This window comes from Sphingomonas phyllosphaerae, from assembly GCF_036946485.1.
Lineage (GTDB): Bacteria > Pseudomonadota > Alphaproteobacteria > Sphingomonadales > Sphingomonadaceae > Sphingomonas > Sphingomonas phyllosphaerae_E.
The window spans coordinates 52,640-73,942 of record NZ_JAQIJA010000002.1; the positions used below are offsets into that span (position 1 = coordinate 52,640).

Here is a 21,303-nt window from a genome sequence, read left to right on the forward strand (position 1 = left end):
CTCGCAATGACGGGTCGTGGCTGGAGACACACATGGCTCTTAAGGAATTCGCGGGCACCTTGCCCGATTTCGCCAAGGACATCCGCCTCAACGTCGGCTCGCTGCTGAACGAGACGGTGCTCAACGACCAGCGCAAGTACGGCACGTTGCTCGCCTGCGCCCATGGCTCGGGCTACAAGCCGCTGGTCGAGGCGACCGAGGCCGAGGTCGCGGACAAGCTGTCGCCCGAGGCGGCGACCGCAGCGCGCGCGGCAGCGGCGGTCATGGCGATGAACAACGTCTATTATCGCTTCACGCACCTCGCCAGCAACGAGGAATATAGCCGGATGCCGGCCAAGCTGCGGATGAACGTGATCGGCGCGCCGGGGATCGACAAGGTCGATTTCGAGCTGTTCAGCCTCGCGGTCAGTGCGATGAACGGCTGCGGCATGTGCATCGACAGCCATGAGCAGGTGCTCAAGAAGGCGGGCGTCACCGCCGAGGTGATCCAGACCGCCGCGCGCATCGCCTCGGTGATGAAGGCGGTGGCGACGGTCCACGCGGTCAGCGCGTAAGCAGCTCCGTCATTCCCGCGGAGGCGGGAATGATGGCCAAGCCTATAGCAGCACGGCGCGGATGAAGCCGTAGGTGCTGGTGATCGTCAGCACGGTGCCGACCATCACCAGCATCACCTTCATCGGGATGCGCTTTGCGAAGAAGGCGCCGAGCGGGGCGGCGAAGACGCCGCCGATCAGCAGCCCGACCGTCGCGGTCGCGAAATCCTTGATGCCGAGATGGTAGATGAAGGTCGCCGACACGACCGCGGTCAGGAAGAATTCGACCGCGCTGACCGTCCCAACCACCTTGCGCGGCTCGACGCCCTGCACCAGCAGGTTGGACGTGACGATCGGGCCCCAGCCACCGCCGCCCGCCGCGTCCATGAACCCGCCGAGCAGCCCGAGCGGTTCGACCACCTTGGGCTTGCTGACCTTGGGCGGGAACATCAGCCCGCGCACCAGCAGATAGATGCCGATGATGACCAGATAGGCGAGCACGAACGGCTTCACGACCGCGCCGTCGATGTTGGTCAGGATATAGGCGCCCGCCACTCCGCCGATCACGCCCGGGATCAGCAGCCGCAGGAACAGCCCCTTGTCGATGTTGCCGGTGATGGCATGGCTGATCCCGGAAATCGCGGTGGTGAAGGTTTCGACGATATGGACGTTGGCGGAGGCGCGCGCCGGCGGCAGCCCGATCACCGCGACCAGCAGGGTATTGCAGATGACGCCGAACGCCATGCCGAGTGCCCCGTCGACGAGCTGGGCGCCGAAGCCCACGGCGATGAACGGCCACAAGGCCGAAAGGTCGAATTGCGTCAGCGCCTGCATCCGGTCTCCCCAAGCGCGATCGGAACGGCCGCGCCGGCTCGGCATGGGTCATATCCCAGAATGACGATAGGAAAATACGCTTTCTCGCCCGATAGCGCTGCTTATGGAAACCGGCGCGGCGACGTTCTATCTTGCGGCGAAGAGAGAAGGGGACGCGGATGTCGCGACTGACCGATTATCTGGATTCGATCCGCGCGCGCGACCCGGCGCCGCATTCGCGTCTGGAAGTGTTGACCTACCCCGGTGTGTGGGCACTCGCCTGGCACCGCGTTGCCAACCGGCTGTATCGCGCCGGTTTCTACGTGCCTGCGCGTATCGTGAACCACTTTTCGCGCGCGCTGACCGCGATCGACATCCATCCGGGTGCGACGATCGGGCGCAATTTCTTCATCGACCACGGCTTCGTGGTGATCGGTGAAACCGCCCAGATCGGCGACGACGTCACCATCTATCAATGCGTGACGCTGGGCGGCACCAGTCCCGACAATGGTGTGGCGGGCAAGCGCCACCCGACGATCGCCGATGGTGCGATTATCGGATCGGGTGCCCAGGTGCTGGGGCCGATCACGGTCGGTCCGCGCGCGCGGGTCGGTGCCAATGCGGTGGTGACGCGCGACGTGCCGGCGGGCGCGGTGATGGTCGGCATTCCGGCACGCCCGACGGTGGTCGAAGGGGGGGCGGCGCCCGAGCCGCGCTTCGTTCCCTACGGTACGCCGTGCCGCGAGATGTTCGATCCCGCGACGCAGCGGGTGGAGTTGCTGCGCTGTGAGCTTGAGGCGATGAAGAAGCGGCTCGATGCGCTGATCGAGGAGCAGGAGCACGCCGCCGGGCAGGAGCGTGACCGCGCCTGATGGGGATCGTCACACCCTTTCCGGCCGGTGCCGGTCAGCCGCGGCAGGTGGCGTTCGATCGGGCCGAGTTGATGCGCATCCTCGATCTGTATGGACGGATGGTCGCGGCCGGGCACTGGCGCGACTATGCCATCGATCTGGGGCGAGAGGCGGCGGTATTTTCGGCGTTTCGCCGTGCCACCGAGCGGCCGGAGTTCCGCGTCGAGAAGCGACCGGCCCTGCGCAACCGGCAGGGGATGTGGGCGCTGGTCGGCGAGGCAGGGCAGGTGGTGCGGCGCGGGCATGAACTCGGGCCGGTGCTCGCCCCGGTCGAGCGGCGGTTGATGAAGCTGGTGGAGGAATAGGGTCGCGGCGCGGGTCGGAGGGACCGCACTGCGGGGCGATCACCCCGCCATCTGCACCGGTGGCAGCCGGTCGCCCCACTGACCCAGCCGCGCAATGACCCGCGCGCGGATCGGCTGCCAGAACGCCGACAGGGACAGCAGCGCCGATCCGATCACCAGCGAGGTGAACGCCAGCGACAATTCGGTGGAGCCGGCGGTGCGGATCAGCACCGACATCGCGTAGAGGACGTAGACGAGGCTGGAGACCAGCAATGCTCGCCGGTCGACCACCAGCGCGACCAGCGCGAAGGCGACGTAGAGCAGCAGCACCACCACCGCCTTGCCCAGCCCCATGTCGCCTTCGAACACGCCCATCATCTGGAACGTCGAATGCGCGATCATCGGGGCGGCGACCAGGTGCAGCCAGAAGGCGACGTCGGCGCGGCGCGTCTGGCGCGCACGGTCCGACAGATCCCAGCGCATCGCATAGGCGAACACCGCGATCCCGCCGACGAACAGCAACGGCCAGGCCAGCCGCAGCGATTCCGGCAGGATCGTCAGCAACAGGCTGACCACCAGCCCGACGGCTGCGGCCGCGCCGGCCGCCGGGGTGATCGGCACCATGAAGCGACGCCAGTGCAGCCATGCGCCGACGGCAGCGACCGCAGCCGCGACCGCGCCGATCGCCGCCGATTGTCGATCGCTGGGGTCGTCGACGATCGAAAAGCCGAGCGCGGCGACGATCGCGGCCAGTCCGCCGACGAACGCCAGCAACAAGACGATGCTGGGCAGCGCCATCCGCCGCCTCGCCGTAAAATAGGTGGCCAGCAGCCACGCCACGCCCGCCACCCCGGCTCCGCCGGCCGCCGCATCGATATTGCCGCCGATGTTGCCGACCGCGACCAGCAACAATGCGATCGCGATCGTGACGAAGATGTCGTTGAAGCCGGTCAGGAAGCGGAAATGCTCTTCATCGACCGCCGGTGTCGCGCGGAGGGCGGCGACGTGGTCGCGGAAATCGCTGGCAACCTGCGCGGGCATCACGCCGGCCGCGACCGCCTGGTCGATATCGCTCTCGCTGTACATGGTCACTCCCCCTGACGACGGTGAGGCTATCGCGCGAGCCTCGGAGACTCAACCGCCGTGCAACGTCCGCGCGATCAGCATCGCCTGTTCCGCGCCGGAGCCGGGGACGATCTCCCCGGCGCGCTCGGTGATCGCCGTCCAGTGCCGTGCGACGCCTTCGGGCGACAGGTCGTCACCGTGCAGCGCCACCCCGGGCGTCAGCGTGAGATAGCTCGCTTGCACGACGCCCGCGCCCGCCCCGACGATCTGGCCGGAGGGCGCATCCTCGCTGACCAGATACAGTGCGGCGGGAGCGACCTTTTCAGGGACGAAGGCCGCAAAGGCGGCATCGGGGAACAGCCCTTCGGTCATGCGGGTGCCGGCGGTGGGCGCGATCGTGTTGACGCGGATGTCGTGCTTGGCGCCTTCCAGATGCAAGGTGCGCGCGAGCCCGGCGATGCCGAGCTTGGCGGCGGCATAATTGGATTGCCCGAAATTGCCGAACAGCCCGGAGGACGAGGAGGTCATCAGCACGCGACCGTAGTTCTGGGCGCGAAACGTGTCCCAGCACGCCTTGGTCGCGTAGGCCGTGCCGAGCAGATGGACCTGCACCACGAACGCGAAATCGGCGGGCTCCATCTTGGCGAACGACTTGTCGCGCAGCACCCCGGCATTGTTGATGAGGATATGGACGCCGCCCCACGCTTCGTTGGCACGCGCGACCATCTCCGCCATCTGGTCGTAATCGGCGACGCTGGCGCCGTTCGCCATCGCGGTGCCGCCAGCGACGCGAATCTCCTCGACCACCGCCTGGGCCGCGTCGGAGGTGCCGGTACCGCTGCGGTCGCCGCCGAGATCGTTGACCACGACGCGCGCGCCGCGCTTGGCGAGTTCGAGCGCATAGTGTCGGCCCAGGCCGCCGCCGGCACCGGTGACGATGGCGACGCGATCATCGAAACGGATCGACATGGAAAAGGCGCTCCCTCCTGAACGGATGAAGCGCCTTCCATACCTGGTCTTCGAACGGGCGCAATGCCCGTTCGGTCGCTACCGGTGCCTAGCGGCGACGGCGGGTCGTCTTGCGCGCGTCGCTGGCCTGCATACAGCCGTCATACTGGCCCTTCTTGCAGATCGGATAGCTTTCCTTGGCGGCGGGCGCCGGGAAAGCCTGCGACGGCGAGGGGGCCGGCTGGAAACGCACGGTCGCGCCCGGCTGCGGCGTGCCCGACACCGCCGGCTGCGACGGCTGATAGCCGCCCGCGCTCTCGGTGCCCATGCTGCCACCCGATTGCGGCGTCATCGCGCCACCGGCCGGCGGGGTCATCGGCGCATTGGCCTCCGGGGCGGGGGCGGCGGGATCGGCCTGCGTGGTCGGTGCCGTGGCGTCGGTCTGCGGCGCAGCGGCCGGATCGGTGGACGCGCTCGGATCCGCGGTGGTCGCCGGGGCGGCGCCGGTATCGGGCGCGGTCGTCGTGGTCTGCGGGGTGTCCTGCGCGATCGCCGTCGCGGGGATGGCGATCACGGCCGCTGCCGCGAGAAGAATGGCCTTCATCTTATCTTTCTCCTGCCGTGTGCGTTCGGTCAGAAACGCGTTGTTTATCACGCGGTCCGGGCAACGCCCCACGACAGAAAAAAGGTCCCTCGTTGCGAAAGCGGAAAGATTCAGTGGCCGGTGTCGAGCGCGTAACCCGCTGAACGAACGGTCCGAATAATGTCGGGACGCCCGCCTTCATTGATCGCCTTGCGCAAGCGGCGGATATGAACGTCGACGGTGCGGCTTTCGATGTCGCTGTCGTGGCCCCAGACACTGTCGAGCAGACGCTCACGCGAGAAAACGTGACCGGGATGTTCGAGGAAGTGCTTGAGAAGACGGAATTCTGTCGGCCCGAGTGCCACGACGTCGCCCCCGCGGCGCACCTTGTGGCCGACCGTATCCATCTCGAGATCGGCGTAGGTAAGCTGCTCGCCGGCCAGTGCGGGGCGCACGCGGCGCAGCACAGCACCGACGCGCGCCACCAATTCGCGCGGCGAGAACGGCTTGGTGACGTAATCGTCGGCGCCGGTCTCGAGCCCGCGGACGCGATCCTCCTCCTCGCCGCGCGCGGTGAGCATGATGATCGGCACGTTCTGCGTCTCGGCGGCGCGGCGCAGACGGCGGCAGACCTCGATCCCCGAAATGCCCTCGACCATCCAGTCGAGCAGCACGATGTCGGGCGGGGTCTCGCGCGCGAGCAGCAGCGCCTCCTCGCCGTCGATCGTGTGCTGGACGTCGAAATGCTCGCGGGTGAAATGCCACACCAGCAGCTCGGCGAGGCTGGCGTCATCCTCCACCAGCAACATGCGGGCCTTGGCCATCAATCGACTCCTCTTTCGCGTTCCACGAGCCGCACCCCGGTTGCGGCGAAATAGACCATCTCGGCGACGTTGGTGGCGTGATCGCCGATCCGCTCGAGATTCTTGGCGACGAACAGCAATTGCGCGCACTCGCTGATCGTCTTCGGGTTTTCGACCATGAAGGTGACCAGGGTGCGGAAGATGCTGTCGTAGAAATCGTCGAGCGCATTGTCGCGCTCGCACACCGCCAGCGCCGCCTCTGGATTGCGCGCGGCGAAGGCGTTGAGCACGTCATGCACCATCGCCGCGGCCATGCGTCCCATGGCGGGCAGGATCGACAAGGGCTCGATGCGATGCTCGCTTTCGATCCGCGGCACCCGGCGCGCGATGTTCTTGGCGTAGTCGCCGATCCGCTCGATCACGCTGGCGATCTTGAGCGCGGCGACCACCTCGCGCAGATCGTCGGCCATCGGGGCACGCAGCGCGATGATGCGGACCGCGGTGCGCTCGACCTCGGTTTCCATCGCGTCGATCCGCTTGTCGTCGGCGGCGATCCGCTCCGCAAGCGCCGCGTCGCCGCGTTGCAGCGCGATCATCGCATCGGCGATCGCGCTTTCGGCAAGACCGCCCATCTGCGAGATCAGGCCGCGCAACTGGCCGATGTCCTGATCGAACGCCTTGACGGTATGTTCCTGGGTATTGGCCATGTCTGCGATCCTTAGCCGTAACGGCCTGTAATATAGTCCTTCGTGCGGTCCTGACGCGGGTTCGTAAAGATATCCGACGTGTCGCCATATTCGACGAGCTGGCCGAGGTGGAAAAAGGCGGTCCGCTGGCTGACGCGTGCCGCCTGCTGCATGTTGTGGGTGACGATCACGATCGCGTAGCGGCCGCGCAACTCGTGGATCAGTTCCTCGATCTTGGCGGTGGCGATCGGATCGAGCGCCGAGCACGGCTCGTCCATCAGGATCACCTCCGGGTCGACCGCGATCGCGCGCGCGATGCACAGCCGTTGCTGCTGACCGCCCGACAAGGCGGTGCCGCTCTCCGAAAGCCGATCCTTGACCTCGGCCCATAGCCCGGCACGGGTCAGCGAGCGTTCGACGATCTGCGCGAGATCGGCCTTGGAGCGCGCCAGTCCGTGGATGCGCGGGCCGTATGCCACGTTCTCGAAAATCGATTTCGGGAAGGGGTTGGGTTTCTGGAAGACCATGCCGACCCGCGCGCGCAACTGCACGACGTCCATTGCCCTGGCGTAAATGTCCTCGCCGTCGAGCCGGATGTCGCCCTCGACGCGTGCGCCGGGGATGGTGTCGTTCATGCGGTTCAGCGTGCGAAGGAACGTCGACTTGCCGCAGCCCGACGGGCCGATGAAGGCGGTCACGTCCTCGCGCCGCACATCAATCGAGACGTCGCGGATCGCCTGCTTGCGCCCGTAGAAGACGTTGACGCCGGTGGCAGTCATTTTCGGGCCATCCGCCGCCCGCAGGACGGCGGCCTTTTCATGGGCGTTGCTCATTTCCAGCGGGTCTCGAAACGGTTGCGAAGATAGATGGCGAGGCCGTTCATCGCGAGCAACACGACCAGCAGGACGATGATCGCCGCCGAGGTCTTTTCCACGAACCCGGTCTGCACGTCGTCTGACCACAGGAAGATTTGCACCGGCAGCACGGTGGCGGGATCGGTCAGCTTGTTCGGCGGCGCGGCGATGAAGGCGCGCATCCCGATCATCAGCAGCGGCGCCGTTTCCCCCAGCGCGCGTGCCATGCCGATGATCGTGCCCGTCAGGATGCCGGGCAGCGCGAGCGGCAGGACGTGGTGGAAGACGACCTGGATCGGCGACGCGCCGAGTGCGCGTGCGGCGTCGCGGATCGACGGCGGCACCGCGGTGATCGCATTGCGCCCGGCGATCACGATGACCGGCATCGTCATGAGCGCGAGCGTCAGGCCGCCGACGATCGCACCCGAGCGCGGCATGTGGAAGGTGCCGAGGAACACCGCCAGCCCGAGCAGGCCGAAGATGATCGAGGGCACCGCGGCGAGATTGTTGATCGAGACTTCGATCAGGTCGGTCCAGCGGTTCCGCGGCGCATATTCTTCGAGATAGAGCGCCGAAAGGACGCCGACCGGGAAGGCGAGCGCGAGCGTGACGATCATCGTCAGCAGCGAGCCCTTCAGCGCGCCCCAGATGCCGGCGCGGGTGGGGTCGGTGGCGTCGGCGCCGGTGAAGAAGCTGACGTTCAGGCCACGCGACAGGTGCGTGCCGAGCGCGGCGACCGCGGCCTCGCTATCTGGCGACCCCGCGCCTTTGTACGCCATGTCGATGTCGGTCGCGACAGGGACGTCGATCGTCGTCGGGGCTTGCAGCAGCGCCGGATCGCGCTTGATCGCATCGCGGACGCGCAGCCATGCGCCGTCGGAGAGCAGCAGCGCGCCGCCCTGCCGGGCGAACGCCGCGTTGGCGGCGGCATCGACCGCGTTTTCGAGACCAGCGCCGGCCAGCGCGAGATCGGCGCCGGCACCCTCCAGCTTCGCCGGAGCGACCGTCACGCGGCCGCGCAGATCGAGCGGAAGCGCGATCCGCGTCTCGGTGAAGCCGCTGGCCCCTTGCCCGAGCATCGTGGCGAGCAGGTAGATCAGGAACGCCGCCGACGCGAACACCGCCGCCATGCCGAGCAATCGGAACCGACGCTCGGCGGCATAGCGACGCTTCACGCGGCGCTGCATCGCAGGGGTCTGCCAGTCGGTCGGCTGGCGCTCGGCAGCGGGCGGCCGCTTATTCATAGGATTCCCGGTAACGACGCACGACGATCAGCGCGACGACGTTGAGCAGCAAGGTGATGACGAACAACGTCAGCCCCAGCGCGAAGGCGGCAAGCGTCTTGGCCGAATCGAACTCGGCCTCGCCGGTGAGCAGGTCGACGATCTGCTTGGTGACGGTGGTGGTGCTGGCGAAGGGATTGAGCGTCAGCGAGGCGACACCCGAGGCGGCCATGACGACGATCATCGTCTCGCCGATCGCCCGGCTGACCGCCAGCAATACGCCACCGACGACGCCGGGCAGCGCGGCGGGGACGAGCACACGGCGGATCGTCTCCGAACTGGTCGCGCCCATCGCCAGGCTGCCGTCGCGCATCGAGGCGGGGACGGCGGACAGCGAATCGTCGGCCATCGAGGAGACGAACGGGATGATCATGACGCCCATCACGACCCCGGCGGCCAGCGCGCTTTCCGACGATGCCCAGCGCACACCGAGCGCGACGCCGAGATCGCGCACCGCCGGCGCGACGGTGAGCGCGGCGAAATAGCCGTAGACGACGGTCGGGACGCCGGCGAGCACCTCCAGCATCGGCTTCATCCAGCGCCGGGTGGTCTGGTGCGCATATTGCGTCAGGTAGATCGCGCTCATCAACCCGAGCGGTACCGCGACCGCCATCGCGATCACCGCGCCGATGAAGAACGTGCCCCAGAACAGCGGCACCGCGCCCAGCGTCGCGCCGGGATCGCGCGCGTCGATGACCTGCGGGCTCCAGTGGGTGCCGAACAGGAATTGCGTGATCGGCACGATGCGGAAGAAGCGCGCGCTTTCGACCAGCAGCGACGCGACGATGCCCATCGTGGTGAGGATCGCGATCAGCGAGGCGACGAGCAGCAGCCCCATCACCACCCGTTCGACCTGCGAGCGCGCCGAGAAGCCGGGGCGCACGCGCAGGAAGGCGAGCGCGCCGCCCGCGAAGGCGAGCAGCAGCGCGACGGCGGTCGCGATCCAGTCGTGCCGGGCCTGCGCCGCGGCGTAAGCGGGGGCGAGCCGCTCCGACAGCGGATGGAAGGCGCCCCAGGCGTCGCCATTGGCGAGATTGCGCGCCTCCGAAAGGATCGCGGCGCGGTCGAGCCCCGGCGGGGGCAGGGCGGCGGCAGTCGGCGTGGCGAGTACCGCATCGGTCACCAACGCGGGCGCGACCGAGTGCCACACCGCGAGGAACACGAGCGGCGGGAGCAAGGTCCACATCGCGACATACCAGCCGTGATGCTGGGGCAGCGAGCTGAAGCGGCGGGTCGCGGTGCTGCGGAACCGCGCGGCGCGCGCGCGGGCGACGACCCAGCCGATCAGGCCGAGCGCGGCGATCAGGAAAACGAGTGCGAGGGCGGACATCAGCGCAGCTCGCGCGGGTCGAGCGCGATCTCGTTGGCGACGATCGCGGCCGAGCGGCGCTGGATGGCGGCCGGTGCGGCGATCAGCCCGCGCTTTACCAGCGGACCGTCGGCACCCCACAGCGCCGCATATTGGCTCATGAATCCCCGCAGTCCGGGAATCGCGCGCAGATGCGCCTTCTTGACGTAGACGAACAGCGGGCGGGCGCCGGGATAGGCACCGGACGCGATCGTGGCATAAGTGGGCGACACGCCGTTCAGCGCGACACCGCGGACCACGCCGGCATTCTGTTCGAGATAGCCATAGCCGAAGATGCCGAGCGCATTGGGGTTCGAACGCAATTTCTGGACGATCAGATTGTCGTTTTCGCCCGCGTCGACATAGGCGCCGTCTTCTCGAATCCGCTGACAGCGGCTGGCGAACGCATTGGGATCGCGTTCGTGCATCCCGATCGTGTCGGGCTCGACCGCTTCGCATCCCCTGGCGAGGATCAGTTCGGCCAGCGCATCACGCGTGCCGCTGGTCGCGGGCGGGCCGTAGACCTGGATCGGGATCGCGGGCAGCGCCGGATTGACGTCGCGCCACAGGCGCGCAGTATTGCGGCGTCCAAGCGGTGCCATGGCGAGCGCGCGGTAGATGTCGGCGGGGGTCAGCGCCATGCCGGGCCCGCCGAGCGCCTCGGCAAAGGCGATGCCGTCGATGCCGATCTGAACCTCGAGGATCTGGTCGACACCGTGGCGGGCGCAATCCTGGTATTCGGCACGACGCAGCCGGCGCGACGCATCCTCGATATCGGGGTGGGCGGCACCGATCCCGGCGCAGAACAGGCGGAAGCCGGCACCTGTGCCGGTCGATTCGATCACCGGCGGGCGGGCGTGCGGCGTCACTTCGAGAAAGCGCTCCGCAACGATCGTGGTGAAGGGATAGACGGTCGAGGAGCCGACCGCAGTAATCTGATCGCGCGCGCCCGTGCCGCCACCCGCCGCCTGATCGACGCACGCCGCCAGACCGCACGCCAAGGCGAGCGGCAGCATGGCTGCAAGCGCCTGAACGAAGCGCGACATCAATCCCCCGCATGGGCGTTCGCCGACACGGCAGCCCTCATGCAGCGCGCCGTGTGACATAGAGGTTACGCCTTCATGACACCGGCTTCGGTGCCGGCGCGGGGAGCGTGACGGTGACCCGCGTGCCGACGCCGACGGTGCTGGCGATGTCCAGCCGGCCGCGGTGCCGCTCGACGATATGCTTGACGATCGCGAGGCCGAGGCCGGTGCCGCCGATCGAGCGGCTGCGGCCGGGATCGACGCGGTAGAAGCGCTCGGTCAGGCGCGGCAGATGTTCGGGCGGAATGCCATCGCCATGGTCGGCGACGCGCAGGCAGACGTTCTGCGCCTGGGTCCATAGCGACACCTCGACCGGTGTGCCGGCGCGGCCGTATTTCATCGCGTTGCCGATCAGATTGTGGATCAACTGCGACAATTGGATCGGGTCACCGGTGACCGGGGGAAGATCGTCGGCGATGTCGAGCTGGATGTCCTCGCCACGGTCGCCATGCGTGGTCGCCAGCGCATCGCACGCTTCTTGCGCGAGATCGGCGAGGTCGACGGCGGCGCGCAGCTCGCGGAACTTCTCGGCCTCGATCCGCGACAGGCTCATCAGGTCCTCGACCAGCCGCTCCATGCGTCGCGCTTCGTCGAAGACGATCGCCAGGAAGCGCTTGCGCAAGCCCGGGTCGTCGCCCGCTTCATCCGCCAGTGTTTCGACATAGCCGAGGATCGAGGCGAGCGGGGTCCGCAGTTCGTGGCTGGCATTGGCGACGAAGTCGACGCGCATCTTCTCGGCGGCGTGCTGCCCGGTCCGGTCGACCAGTTGCACCAGCCGCGCATCGTCGCCGATCGGCGCGGCGCGCATTTCCCAACGCTGATCGAGCGTGCCGATTCCGACGAGATCGACCGGCTGGGTCACGCCCTCTGCCAGATGCGCGGCCGCGCCGGGGTGGCGGATCGCCACGCGCGCATCCTCGCCGATGATATGCGCGCCCAGCAACGTGCGCGCGGCGCCATTGGCGAGCGCGACGCGGCCGCCGCGCAGCACGAGCACCGGCTCCGACACCGCCTCCACGATGGCGGCGGCGGGCAGATCGTAGGACGGGGCGAGGGGCTCGGCTTCCGCTTCGGCCACTTCCTCCGGGATCGTGGCGATGATGACGACGAGCGCCGCGCCGCCCGCCAGCGCCGCGAGCGCCGCCTGACCATCGCGCGCGAGCAGCCAGACCACTGCGGCGGTCGCGACGGCGATCGCCACCGCCAGCCAGGTGCGCAAGGGAAGTTCGTCGATCACGAACGTCGCGATAGCGCAGCCGTGTGACGAAGGGCAGAGCGTTTCAGCGCCGTCGCGCCCCGCGCCCGAGCCGAACGACGATCAGGACCGCGACGATGATCGTGGTGTCCGCCACCCAGTCCATGATGTCGCAATCGCGGTGCAGCGAGGGGATCGACTGCAACACCTCGATCATTGCGCCGAGAAACGACAGCCGCTCTCCGATGCGCAGCAGCGAGCCACGCGGAAAGGCGAGTACCGACAACAGCGTGAGCGTGCCGAACGCCGCCATATGCTGCCATTTGTCGCCGACTTCGACGATCGGCACCGGATGCGGCATCAGCGCCATGCCGACGGCGAACAGTGTCGCGACGATCAGCGCGAAGAACCACGGAACGCGCACCTCGGTCATGCCAGTCGCTCCAGCGCCGGGATCAATTCGGCGAAGCTGTCGATCACTATCTCGGCCCCAAGTTCCTCGACCGGTTGCATCAGGAAGCCGAACGAGCAGGCGATCGCCGGCAGCCCGGCAGCGTGGGCGGCAGTGATGTCGTAGATCGAATCGCCGACGAACGCGGCGCGGCCATCGCCGCAGCGCTCGACCATCGCGTCGATCGGCAGCCGCGAGGGTTTGCCGTTCCCCGGCCCCATCGTGTCGCCGCCGATGATCGTCGCGAAACGGTCGGTGAGCCCGAGGTCGGCGATAATCTGGCGCGCGAGTGCCTCGAGCTTGTTGGTGACGATCGCCAGCGTCACGCCGCGCGCCGCGAGCTGGTCGAGCGCGTCCAGCGCGTGCGGAAAGGGACGGGTAAGGACGGCAATGTTGGCCTGATAATGGTCGAGCAACCGGCGTTGCAGCACGTCGAGTTCGGCATCGGTGCAGCCGCCGGTCGCCGCCATCCCCTGTGCAAGCATATGCCGCGCGCCGCCGCCGATCATCGGCTTGACCTGCTCGACGGACAGCGCCGGCCGCCCGGCGCTGGCGAGCGCGTGGTTGAGCGCAGCGGCGAGATCGCCCGACGTGTCGAGCAGCGTGCCGTCGAGATCGAAGCCGACAATGCGGAAGGGGAAGTCAGTCATCGGTTGCGGGCGTTGCCGTGCGCTACTGGAATTGGCAAGCAAAGGATGGCAGGGCGTCCTCATGTCGAGCCGCAAGATCGCCGTCGTCGTCCTCGCCGCGGGCAAGGGCACGCGCATGAAATCCGACCTGCACAAGGTGCTGCACCCGATCGCCGGGCGGCCGATGCTGCTGCATCTGCTCGCCTCCGCCGCAACGTTGTCGCCGGAACGGACGGTGGTGGTGACCGGCGCGGGGCGCGAACAGGTCGAGGCGGCGGTGACGCCGCTCGGCGCGAAGATCGCGGTGCAGGCGGAACAGCTTGGCACCGGCCATGCGGTGATGCAGGCGCGGGAGGCGCTCGCCGGCTTCACGGGCGACGTGCTGATCCTCTACGGCGACGTCCCGCTGGTGCGCGCGGAGACGATGCGCGCGATGCTCGACCGACTTGATGGCGAGGATGCGCCCGCGGTGGTGGTGCTGGGGTTCCGGCCCGCCGATGCAGGCGCTTACGGACGGCTGATCGTCGCCGAGGGTGGAGACCGGCTGGATAAGATTGTCGAGTATAAGGACGCCGATGCCGCCGAGCGCGCGGTGACCTTGTGCAACTCGGGGTTGATGGCGGCGCGCGGCGAATTGCTGTTCGACCTGCTCGCGCGGCTCGGCAACGACAATGCCGCGGGCGAATATTATCTGACCGACGTCGTTGAGCTGTCAGGCGCGGCGGTGGTGGTCGAGGCGAGCGCCGACGAAGTGACCGGCGTCAACAGCCGCGGCGAACTCGCGGCGGTCGAGGCGATGTGGCAGCAGGCGCGACGCGCGCAGGCGATGGCGGACGGCGCGACGCTGATCGCGCCGGAAACGGTGTGGTTCGCGCATGATACGGTGCTGGGGCGCGATGTGACCGTCGAGCCTAACGTGGTGTTCGGGCCTGGCGTGTCGGTGGCTGACGGCGCGACGATCCGCGCGTTCAGCCATCTGGAGGGCGCGACGGTCGGCGCGCGTGCGGATGTCGGCCCTTATGCGCGGCTGCGGCCGGGTGCGGTGCTGGCGGAGACCGCCAAGGTCGGCAATTTCGTCGAGATCAAGAAGGCGACCGTCGGCGTCGGCGCGAAGGTCAACCATCTGTCCTATATCGGGGATGCCGAGGTCGGCGCGCGCGCGAACATCGGCGCGGGAACGATCACCTGCAATTACGATGGTTTCTTCAAATATCGCACCGTGATCGGCGAGGGCGCGTTCGTGGGATCGAACAGCGCGCTGGTCGCGCCGGTGTCGGTGGGCGCGGGGGCGATCGTCGGGGCAGGTTCGGTTGTTGTCCGGGATGTTACCGCGGATTCACTTGCCTTGGCGCGCGGCCGGCAGGAAGAGCGCGACGGTTGGGCGAAGCGCTTTCGCGATGCGATGACGGCGAAGAAGAAGGGCGACAAGTAAGATGTGCGGTATCGTCGGTATCCTCGGCCATGACGATGTGGCCGATCGCCTGCTGGACGGGCTCAAGCGGCTCGAATATCGCGGTTATGACTCGGCCGGGATCGCGACGATCGTCGATGGTGCGATTGAGCGGCGGCGCGCCTCGGGCAAGCTCGTCAACCTCGGCAAGGAACTCGCCGCGCATCCGCTGCCCGGCACGACGGGGATCGCGCACACGCGCTGGGCGACGCATGGCGGGCCGACCACCAACAACGCGCACCCGCACGCGACCGACGAAGTCGCAGTCGTTCACAACGGGATCATCGAGAACTTCAAGACGCTGCGCGAGGAATTGCAGGCGCGCGGGCGCGTCTTCACCAGCGAGACCGACACCGAGGTCGTCGCGCATCTGATCAGCGAGCAGGTCGAGGGCGGCAAGTCGCCGGTCGAGGCGGTGCGCGAGGTGCTGCCGCGGCTGCACGGTGCGTTCGCACTGGCGATTTTGTTCCGCAGCCACCCGGAACTGCTGATCGGCGCGCGGCTCGGCTCGCCGTTGGTGGTCGGCTATGGCGACGATGAGACGTATCTCGGCTCGGACGCGCTGGCGCTGGCACCCTTGACGCAGCGGATCGCCTATCTGGAAGAGGGCGACTGGGTGGTCTGCGCGCGCGACGGCACGCAGGTGTACGATCGCGACAACGTGGCCGTAGAGCGGCCGGTGACGATCTCGGGCGTGACCGGCGCGTTGATCGACAAGGGCAATCACCGCCACTTCATGCAGAAGGAGATCTACGAACAGCCGATCGTGGTCGCGCAGACGCTGCGCAGCTACCTCCAGCGGTTCGAGGGCAAGATCGTGCTGCCGATCCCCGACTTCGACCTGTCGGGCATCCGGCGCGTGACGATCGTGGCGTGCGGGACGAGCTTCTATGCCGGAATGGTCGCCAAATATTGGTTCGAGCAGTTCGCGCGCGTGCCGGTCGATCTCGATGTCGCGAGCGAGTTCCGCTATCGCGCGCCGGTGATGGAAGAGGGCGGATTGGCGTTGTTTATCAGCCAGTCCGGGGAGACTGCTGATACGCTGGCTGCGCTTCGCCATGCGCGGTCGGAGGGGCAGACGATCGCGGTCGTCGTCAACGTGCCGACCAGCACGATGGCGCGCGAGGCCGACCTGCTGCTGCCGACCCACGCCGGGCCGGAGATCGGGGTCGCGTCGACCAAGGCCTTCTCGTGCCAGCTTTCCGTGCTGGCAGCGCTGGCGGCGAACCTCGCCAAGGCAAAGGGGCGGCTGAGCGAGAGCGAGGAGCGCAGCATCGTCCGCCAGCTCGCCGAAGCGCCCGCCGCGATCAACGGTGCGCTGGCGTATGACGAGTCGATCGAGGCGATCGCCGGGGTAATCGCTGGGGCGCGCGACGTGCTGTATCTGGGGCGCGGCACCGACTATCCGCTCGCGCTTGAGGGCGCACTAAAACTGAAGGAAATTAGCTACATCCATGCCGAAGGTTATGCGGCGGGCGAGATGAAGCACGGCCCGATCGCGCTGATCGACGAGAACGTTCCGGTCGTGGTGATCGCCCCTTCCGGGCCGTTGTTCGACAAGACCGTCAGCAACATGCAGGAAGTGCAGGCGCGCGGCGGGAAAGTCCTGCTGATCAGCGATTATGACGGGGTCGAGGCGGCGGGCGAGGGGTGTGTCGCGACGATCACCATGCCCAAGGTTCACCCGCTGATCGCGCCGATCGTTTATGCGGTGCCGGTGCAGTTGCTCGCCTATCATGTCGCGGTCGCCAAGGGCACCGACGTCGACCAGCCGCGCAATCTCGCGAAAAGCGTGACGGTCGAGTAGGTTAGCGGAAGCGTAGCACCCCATCGTCGACGCGGCCGCGCATCGTCAGCGTGTCGCGAACGTAATTCTGCTGCACCAACCACGGCACGCGCCTTCCCTGGCGGGGCAGCCACTGAGCAACGCGTTGAATATAGCCGGAATTGAGATCGAGGAGCGGGGTGGTGGCTTCCTCGACCGCCTGCGGTACGGGGGTGGCGACGGTGGCACCCGTCGCGTCCATGTGGGCGAGCAGGCGGGCGACGAAGCGGGCGCTCAGGTCGCTGCGCAATGTCCATGACGCGTTGGTGTAACCCGTTGAAAACGCCATATTCGGTACGTCGCTGAACATCGCGCCCTTGTAGACGAGGTGGCGGTGCGGTTCGATCGTACGGCCGTCGAGCGAGAGGGTGGCGCCACCCAAGAGCTTCAGGCGGAGCCCGGTGGCGGTGACGATCAGGTCGGCGGGGAGAATGTCACCCGATGTCAGGGCGATACCGGCGGGAATGAAGCGGTCGATCGTATCGGTGACGATCGTCGCACGACCATCGCGGAGGACGGCGAACAGGTCGCCGTCGGGGACGAGGCAGAGCCGTTGGTCCCATGGGTTATAGCGCGGTGTCAGATGCTTGGCGACGTCGTAGCTGTCACCGAGCGCGGCGCGCTGCTGCTTGGCGATCTGGCGCTTCACCAGATCGGGACGGCGGCGGGCGAGCGTGTAGCTGCCGACGCTGTAAGCGATGCTCTTCCAGCGGGTTAGCGTGTCGGCTATCCGCGTCGGAAGCAGCCGGGAGAGTGCTGCGCCGAGCCGGTCTTGCGCCGGCATCGCGACGATATAGGAGGGCGAGCGTTGCAGCATGGTGACGTGCGCGGCGCCTTGCGCGACCAGCGCGGGGACGAGGGTGACCGCGGTCGCGCCCGATCCGATCACCACCACGCGCTTGCCGGTGATTGGAAAATCCACCGGCCACGCTTGCGGGTGCGCAATCGTACCGCCGAAATCGGCCATGCCGGGCCATTCGGGAGCATGACCACGCGTGTAGTCGTAGTAGCCGGAACAGAAAAACACGAGACGACACGTCATTCGTGCGCGTTGGCCGTCGACTTCGTAGGTGATGGTCCAGCGCGCGTCGGCGCTCGACCAGTCGGCGGCGACGACGCGGTGGCCGTATCGAATGTGGCGGTCGATGCCGAAGGTGCGTGCGGTGTCGCGCAGGTAGGCGAGGATGTCGGCGCCGTCCGCGATCGCCTTCTCGCCGCGGTACGGATAAAAGGGGAAGCCGAGCGTCGTCATGTCCGAGTCCGAGCGGATGCCCGGATAGCGGAACAGGTCCCAGGTGCCGCCGATCGCGTCGCGTGCCTCGAAGATCGCCCAGCGTCGGTCGGGACGGTCGTGGCCGATCCGGTAGGCGGCGCCGATCCCCGACAGGCCGGCGCCGACGATCAGCACGTCGAGATGCTCGTTCATGCCGGCCCCCTTACGAGAGCGGGCGCGGGCTTGTCATCACGAGCGGAGGCGGACGCCGATCCACAAGGTGCGCGGGGTGGCGCGCTCGACCACGCCGGTGCCGCTGATCCCCGCCTCGACGCGCGCGTCGAAGACGTTCTCGGCACGCGCCTCGATCGCGATGCGGCGGGTGATCGGGAGCGCGGCATAGCCGTCGAGCGTCGTCGCCGCGGCGAGGGTGCGGCTGTTCTGATCGTCCTCGAACTGCGCGGCGCTGTGGCGGAGCGTTGCCGAAAGCGCGGCGTCGTCCTGTCGCCAGCCGAGTGCGGCCGAGACGAGATCGCGCGGGGTCTGCGCGGGGCGCAGGTCGTCGAGCGTCGCGGCGCTGCCGGAGGCGCGGACGTGCGGATTGACATGGCTCCACGAGGCGCTGGCGAACCATGGTCCGTGATCCCAGCGCGCGTCCAGCTCGACCCCGGTCGACTCGATCGCGTCGAGGTTCTGGCGGACGCGATAGGTGCCGCCGGCCGCGACGAAGCCGACGCCGGGGAAGGTGCCGGGGCCGCGCCCGGCGGTGACGTTGCTGATCGCATCGCTCAGCCGGTTCCAGAACAACGTCCCGGTCAGGCTGACCCCGCCGACCGGCACCAGCGTCACGCCGCCATCGACGCCCGTCAACCGCTCGGGCGACAGCAAGGCATTGGCGGCGACCGCATCGGTGCCGACGCGGAACGGGCGGTAGAGTTCGTTGAGCGTCGGCAAGCGCCAGCCGCGATAGGCGGAGGTGCGCAGCGTCAGCGGCGGCGCGATCGTCCATGCCGCCCCGGCGCGCCCGGTCCATTCGGCGCCGCTGCGGTCGGCGAAATCGCTGGTGGTCAGCGCCGCGCCGTTGGTCAGCGCGACCTCGCGCAGGCGACCGTCGGTGAGCTGCCAACGATCGACGCGCCCGCCGAGCGTCAGCGTCAGCGCGCCGGCGGTCAGCGTGCCGTCGCCGAACACGCCCCAGTTGAGCGCCGCGCCGCCCGCGACGCGGCGGCGGGTCGGAAGGCCGGCGACATAGGTGTAGAGTTCCTGCGTTCGCCCCTCGACGCGGCGGATGTCGGCACCGAAGCGCAGGTCCCGGCCCATGCCGAGGCGGGGGGCAAGCTCGATCCGCCCGCCCATGCCAGTGGCGGGGGTGTTGTACTGGTCGAGCGTCTGCGTCGCGGTCTGGCGCGCGGCATCGACGCTGGCGAATTGCGACGCGAAGGCGCGGGTCTGGAGATAGGCGAGCGCCGACCAGCCGAGCGCGCCGCGCCCGACGACGCGCAGGCTGGTGTCGGCGCCCTCGCTGCGGTTGGCGGTGAAGGCGGTGCCGCGCTCGCGCGTGTCGGTGAAGCCCGAGACGTTCGCCTGCAATTCGGTCGACGGCGCAACGGTGACGACGGTGCGCGCGGCGGCGGCGAATTGCTCGTAGGGCGCAGGCCGGTCGGCGGGGCCGCGTTGCCCGGCGACCGTGGGGATGAAGCCGTCGCCGCGCGCATAAGCGGCGGAGAGCGTCGCGAAGCCGGCGCCGCGTTCGAGCAATGCCGAGGCGGTCGCGTCGACCGAATCGCGGCTGCCATAAGCGAGGTCGGCGGCGAGCGGCGGCTGCTCGCGCGGGCCGCTGCTGTCGATCTCGACCGTGCCCGCCAGCGCGCCGGGGCCGAAATAGCCGCTGCCGCCACCGCGCGTGACGCGGATCGCGCCGATCCGGTCGGTGGCATAAGCGGGGAACGGCACCCAGCCGCCGAACGGATCGGTCTGCGGCACGCCGTCGAGGATCAGCAAGGCTCGGCTCGACGCGTTGCCGCCGATCCCGCGCAACGAGATGCCCTGACTGGTCGGGTTGGCGGAGCGCGAATCGGCGCGGCGGAACTGCTGGAGCCCGGCGACATCGGCGAGGACGCTTTCGAGCCGGTTGCTGGCATTCTCGCGAATGCGCGCGGCGTCGAGCGTGACGACGGACGCGGCCTTGTCACCCGGGCGCGGCGCGAGGCCGCGGCCACGCACGACCACCTCCTCGCCCTCCTGCGCGGCGGCCGGCGTGGTGAGCGTGCCGGCGAGCAGCAAGGCGGTGGTCAGGCGTTTCATCAATATACTCCGGGCGGCAGCGCCCTCGGTCAGGACGCCTGCGCGGACGGAAGGATGCCGAGCCGCGTGGCGAAAGCGGAAAAGAGCGTCGGCCAGGCGGCAGCCGGGGTGCCGGCGGGCAGGCGGACGCCGAAGCCGTGCCCGCCCTTGTCGAAGGCGTGCAACTCGGCGGGGCGCTGTGCGGCGAGCAGCGCCTGATAGAGCGCGAGGCTGTTGGCGATCGGAACGAGCCCGTCGTCGCTGGCGTGCGCGAGGAAGATCGGCGCGGTCTGCGCATCGACATGGCGCTCGACCGACGCGGCGCGGCGCGCGGCCTCGTCCGACGGGGTGCCGAGCAGATTGTCGCGCGAGCCGACATGCGTGAACGGCTCGGCGAGCGACACGACCGGGTAGATCAGGCCGGCGAGATCGGGGCGTGCCGACAGCCGGTCGCTGGCATCGACCGGCGTGTAGGTACGCTCCGCATGGCGGGTGGCGAGGCTGCCGGCGAGATGCCCGCCGGCCGAGAAGCCGAGCACCGCGACGTGGCTGGCATCGACGCCATAGCGCGCGGCATGGGCGCGGATCAGCCGCAGCCCGCGCTGCGCATCCTGCAGCGGCACCAACGCGCGGTCGCGCCAGCCTTCGCCGGGCAGGCGATAGGTGAGGATGAAGCAGGTGACGCCGCGCGCGGTGAGCCAGCGCGCCTGCTCCTCGCCTTCATTGTCCCAGGCGAGGAAGCCATAGCCGCCGCCGGGAATCAGCATCACCGCCGCGCCGTTCGGCTGCGCCGGGCGGCGGACGGTGAGCGTCGGCATCGCGATGCCGGTCAGCCAGCGATCGTTGAAGCCGGCGGTCTTCGAGCGTTGCTCGACCTTGCGGGTCGGAAGGGTGGCCGGGGCGCCGGGCGGCGACCCGGGCCAGAGCGGGAGCGTGTCGTCACCGGTTTGCGCCGCGACGAGCGTCGGCGCGAACGGCGCGGCGGCAAATGCGGCCAGCAAGGCGCGGCGGGTGGGGGCGTCGATCGTCGCGGCCATGCTATCTCTCCGGGTGTTACCGCG

21 protein-coding genes are annotated in these 21,303 nt (G+C 68.6%); 5 read left to right on the top strand and 16 right to left on the bottom strand.

From position 1 onward, the window contains the following. Positions 1–32: 32 nt before the first annotated feature. Complete coding sequence (locus PGN16_RS05695) at positions 33–554, top strand: carboxymuconolactone decarboxylase family protein (RefSeq protein ID WP_335308451.1); 522 nt, start codon at positions 33–35, stop codon at positions 552–554. Between the two features lie 42 nt (positions 555–596). Here PGN16_RS05695 and PGN16_RS05700 read toward each other — a convergent pair whose 3' ends face one another. Next, a complete protein-coding gene (locus PGN16_RS05700) occupies positions 597–1,367 on the bottom strand; it encodes a sulfite exporter TauE/SafE family protein (protein ID WP_335308452.1) in 771 nt (256 codons plus the stop codon). A gap of 158 nt (positions 1,368–1,525) precedes the next feature. On the opposite strand from PGN16_RS05700, the gene epsC reads away from it, so the two are divergent. Together epsC and PGN16_RS05710 are read left to right on the top strand one after the other, a co-directional pair. Further along, a complete protein-coding gene (gene epsC, locus PGN16_RS05705) occupies positions 1,526–2,218 on the top strand; it encodes a serine O-acetyltransferase EpsC (RefSeq protein WP_335308453.1) in 693 nt (230 codons plus the stop codon). Then, entirely contained in the window at positions 2,218–2,562 is a 345-nt protein-coding gene (locus PGN16_RS05710; protein WP_028965627.1) for a DUF2794 domain-containing protein, read from the top strand. Before epsC ends, PGN16_RS05710 begins: the two co-directional genes overlap by 1 nt. Before the next feature lie 39 nt (positions 2,563–2,601). On the opposite strand, the gene PGN16_RS05715 is transcribed toward PGN16_RS05710, so the two are convergent. From PGN16_RS05715 to PGN16_RS05770, 12 genes are all read right to left on the bottom strand, one after another. Beyond that, positions 2,602–3,627 carry a hypothetical protein gene (locus PGN16_RS05715; protein WP_335308454.1) on the bottom strand — a complete coding sequence of 342 codons (1,026 nt, stop codon included), beginning with the start codon at positions 3,625–3,627 and terminating at the stop codon, positions 2,602–2,604. A 48-nt stretch (positions 3,628–3,675) separates the two neighbouring features. After that, on the bottom strand, positions 3,676–4,575 hold the full coding sequence (locus PGN16_RS05720) for an SDR family NAD(P)-dependent oxidoreductase (protein ID WP_335308455.1): 900 nt from the start codon (positions 4,573–4,575) through the stop codon (positions 3,676–3,678). A gap of 88 nt (positions 4,576–4,663) precedes the next feature. Beyond that, positions 4,664–5,158 carry a hypothetical protein gene (locus tag PGN16_RS05725; RefSeq protein ID WP_335308456.1) on the bottom strand — a complete coding sequence of 165 codons (495 nt, stop codon included), beginning with the start codon at positions 5,156–5,158 and terminating at the stop codon, positions 4,664–4,666. A gap of 110 nt (positions 5,159–5,268) precedes the next feature. Then, entirely contained in the window at positions 5,269–5,961 is a 693-nt protein-coding gene (phoB, locus tag PGN16_RS05730; protein ID WP_022686745.1) for a phosphate regulon transcriptional regulator PhoB, read from the bottom strand. Further along, complete coding sequence (gene phoU / locus PGN16_RS05735) at positions 5,961–6,647, bottom strand: phosphate signaling complex protein PhoU (RefSeq protein WP_335308457.1); 687 nt, start codon at positions 6,645–6,647, stop codon at positions 5,961–5,963. The genes phoB and phoU overlap by 1 nt, the downstream gene beginning before the upstream one ends. Positions 6,648–6,658: 11 nt before the next feature. Beyond that, positions 6,659–7,459, bottom strand: a complete 801-nt coding sequence (gene pstB / locus PGN16_RS05740; protein ID WP_335308458.1) for a phosphate ABC transporter ATP-binding protein PstB — start codon at positions 7,457–7,459, stop codon at positions 6,659–6,661. Beyond that, positions 7,456–8,724 carry a phosphate ABC transporter permease PstA gene (pstA, locus tag PGN16_RS05745; RefSeq protein ID WP_335308459.1) on the bottom strand — a complete coding sequence of 423 codons (1,269 nt, stop codon included), beginning with the start codon at positions 8,722–8,724 and terminating at the stop codon, positions 7,456–7,458. Before pstA ends, pstB begins: the two co-directional genes overlap by 4 nt. Next, the gene (gene pstC, locus PGN16_RS05750; protein WP_335308460.1) at positions 8,717–10,093 is read right to left on the bottom strand and encodes a phosphate ABC transporter permease subunit PstC; all 1,377 of its coding nucleotides are present in this window, start codon (positions 10,091–10,093) and stop codon (positions 8,717–8,719) included. Before pstC ends, pstA begins: the two co-directional genes overlap by 8 nt. Continuing rightward, positions 10,093–11,157 carry a substrate-binding domain-containing protein gene (locus PGN16_RS05755; RefSeq protein ID WP_335308461.1) on the bottom strand — a complete coding sequence of 355 codons (1,065 nt, stop codon included), beginning with the start codon at positions 11,155–11,157 and terminating at the stop codon, positions 10,093–10,095. The genes pstC and PGN16_RS05755 overlap by 1 nt, the downstream gene beginning before the upstream one ends. A gap of 73 nt (positions 11,158–11,230) precedes the next feature. Continuing rightward, positions 11,231–12,433, bottom strand: coding sequence for an ATP-binding protein (locus tag PGN16_RS05760; protein ID WP_335308462.1), 1,203 nt, complete (start codon positions 12,431–12,433; stop codon positions 11,231–11,233). Positions 12,434–12,476: 43 nt separating this feature from the next. Then, entirely contained in the window at positions 12,477–12,824 is a 348-nt protein-coding gene (locus tag PGN16_RS05765; RefSeq protein ID WP_335308463.1) for a hypothetical protein, read from the bottom strand. Beyond that, on the bottom strand, positions 12,821–13,492 hold the full coding sequence (locus tag PGN16_RS05770; RefSeq protein ID WP_335308464.1) for an HAD-IA family hydrolase: 672 nt from the start codon (positions 13,490–13,492) through the stop codon (positions 12,821–12,823). The genes PGN16_RS05765 and PGN16_RS05770 overlap by 4 nt, the downstream gene beginning before the upstream one ends. 61 nt (positions 13,493–13,553) lie before the next feature. Between PGN16_RS05770 and glmU the strand changes: the two genes are divergently transcribed. Both glmU and glmS read left to right on the top strand, forming a co-directional pair. Continuing rightward, positions 13,554–14,903: a bifunctional UDP-N-acetylglucosamine diphosphorylase/glucosamine-1-phosphate N-acetyltransferase GlmU gene (glmU, locus tag PGN16_RS05775; RefSeq protein ID WP_335308465.1), complete on the top strand. Its 1,350-nt coding sequence runs from the start codon at positions 13,554–13,556 to the stop codon at positions 14,901–14,903. A 1-nt stretch (position 14,904) separates the two neighbouring features. Beyond that, the gene (glmS, locus tag PGN16_RS05780; protein WP_335308467.1) at positions 14,905–16,728 is read left to right on the top strand and encodes a glutamine--fructose-6-phosphate transaminase (isomerizing); all 1,824 of its coding nucleotides are present in this window, start codon (positions 14,905–14,907) and stop codon (positions 16,726–16,728) included. Between the two features lies 1 nt (position 16,729). Here glmS and PGN16_RS05785 read toward each other — a convergent pair whose 3' ends face one another. The 3 genes from PGN16_RS05785 to PGN16_RS05795 are packed head-to-tail and all read right to left on the bottom strand — an operon-like array spanning position 16,730 to position 21,279. Then, positions 16,730–18,172, bottom strand: coding sequence for a flavin-containing monooxygenase (locus PGN16_RS05785; RefSeq protein WP_335308468.1), 1,443 nt, complete (start codon positions 18,170–18,172; stop codon positions 16,730–16,732). 36 nt (positions 18,173–18,208) lie between these two features. Next, positions 18,209–20,263, bottom strand: a complete 2,055-nt coding sequence (locus PGN16_RS05790; RefSeq protein WP_335308469.1) for a TonB-dependent receptor — start codon at positions 20,261–20,263, stop codon at positions 18,209–18,211. Positions 20,264–20,292: 29 nt separating this feature from the next. Next, on the bottom strand, positions 20,293–21,279 hold the full coding sequence (locus tag PGN16_RS05795) for an alpha/beta hydrolase (protein ID WP_335308470.1): 987 nt from the start codon (positions 21,277–21,279) through the stop codon (positions 20,293–20,295). Positions 21,280–21,303: the final 24 nt, after the last annotated feature.

Coding starts and splice junctions, on each gene's coding strand:
- PGN16_RS05770 (WP_335308464.1), bottom strand. CDS start 13,492: ATGACTGACTTCCCCTTCCGCATTGTCGGCTTCGATCTCGACGGCACG.
- PGN16_RS05755 (WP_335308461.1), bottom strand. CDS start 11,157: ATGTCGCGCTTCGTTCAGGCGCTTGCAGCCATGCTGCCGCTCGCCTTG.
- glmU (WP_335308465.1), top strand. CDS start 13,554: ATGTCGAGCCGCAAGATCGCCGTCGTCGTCCTCGCCGCGGGCAAGGGC.
- PGN16_RS05795 (WP_335308470.1), bottom strand. CDS start 21,279: ATGGCCGCGACGATCGACGCCCCCACCCGCCGCGCCTTGCTGGCCGCA.
- phoB (WP_022686745.1), bottom strand. CDS start 5,961: ATGGCCAAGGCCCGCATGTTGCTGGTGGAGGATGACGCCAGCCTCGCC.
- PGN16_RS05715 (WP_335308454.1), bottom strand. CDS start 3,627: ATGTACAGCGAGAGCGATATCGACCAGGCGGTCGCGGCCGGCGTGATG.
- epsC (WP_335308453.1), top strand. CDS start 1,526: ATGTCGCGACTGACCGATTATCTGGATTCGATCCGCGCGCGCGACCCG.
- phoU (WP_335308457.1), bottom strand. CDS start 6,647: ATGGCCAATACCCAGGAACATACCGTCAAGGCGTTCGATCAGGACATC.
- pstC (WP_335308460.1), bottom strand. CDS start 10,093: ATGTCCGCCCTCGCACTCGTTTTCCTGATCGCCGCGCTCGGCCTGATC.
- PGN16_RS05720 (WP_335308455.1), bottom strand. CDS start 4,575: ATGTCGATCCGTTTCGATGATCGCGTCGCCATCGTCACCGGTGCCGGC.
- PGN16_RS05725 (WP_335308456.1), bottom strand. CDS start 5,158: ATGAAGGCCATTCTTCTCGCGGCAGCGGCCGTGATCGCCATCCCCGCG.
- PGN16_RS05765 (WP_335308463.1), bottom strand. CDS start 12,824: ATGACCGAGGTGCGCGTTCCGTGGTTCTTCGCGCTGATCGTCGCGACA.
- PGN16_RS05700 (WP_335308452.1), bottom strand. CDS start 1,367: ATGCAGGCGCTGACGCAATTCGACCTTTCGGCCTTGTGGCCGTTCATC.
- PGN16_RS05710 (WP_028965627.1), top strand. CDS start 2,218: ATGGGGATCGTCACACCCTTTCCGGCCGGTGCCGGTCAGCCGCGGCAG.
- PGN16_RS05785 (WP_335308468.1), bottom strand. CDS start 18,172: ATGAACGAGCATCTCGACGTGCTGATCGTCGGCGCCGGCCTGTCGGGG.
- pstA (WP_335308459.1), bottom strand. CDS start 8,724: ATGAATAAGCGGCCGCCCGCTGCCGAGCGCCAGCCGACCGACTGGCAG.
- PGN16_RS05790 (WP_335308469.1), bottom strand. CDS start 20,263: ATGAAACGCCTGACCACCGCCTTGCTGCTCGCCGGCACGCTCACCACG.
- glmS (WP_335308467.1), top strand. CDS start 14,905: ATGTGCGGTATCGTCGGTATCCTCGGCCATGACGATGTGGCCGATCGC.
- PGN16_RS05695 (WP_335308451.1), top strand. CDS start 33: ATGGCTCTTAAGGAATTCGCGGGCACCTTGCCCGATTTCGCCAAGGAC.
- pstB (WP_335308458.1), bottom strand. CDS start 7,459: ATGAGCAACGCCCATGAAAAGGCCGCCGTCCTGCGGGCGGCGGATGGC.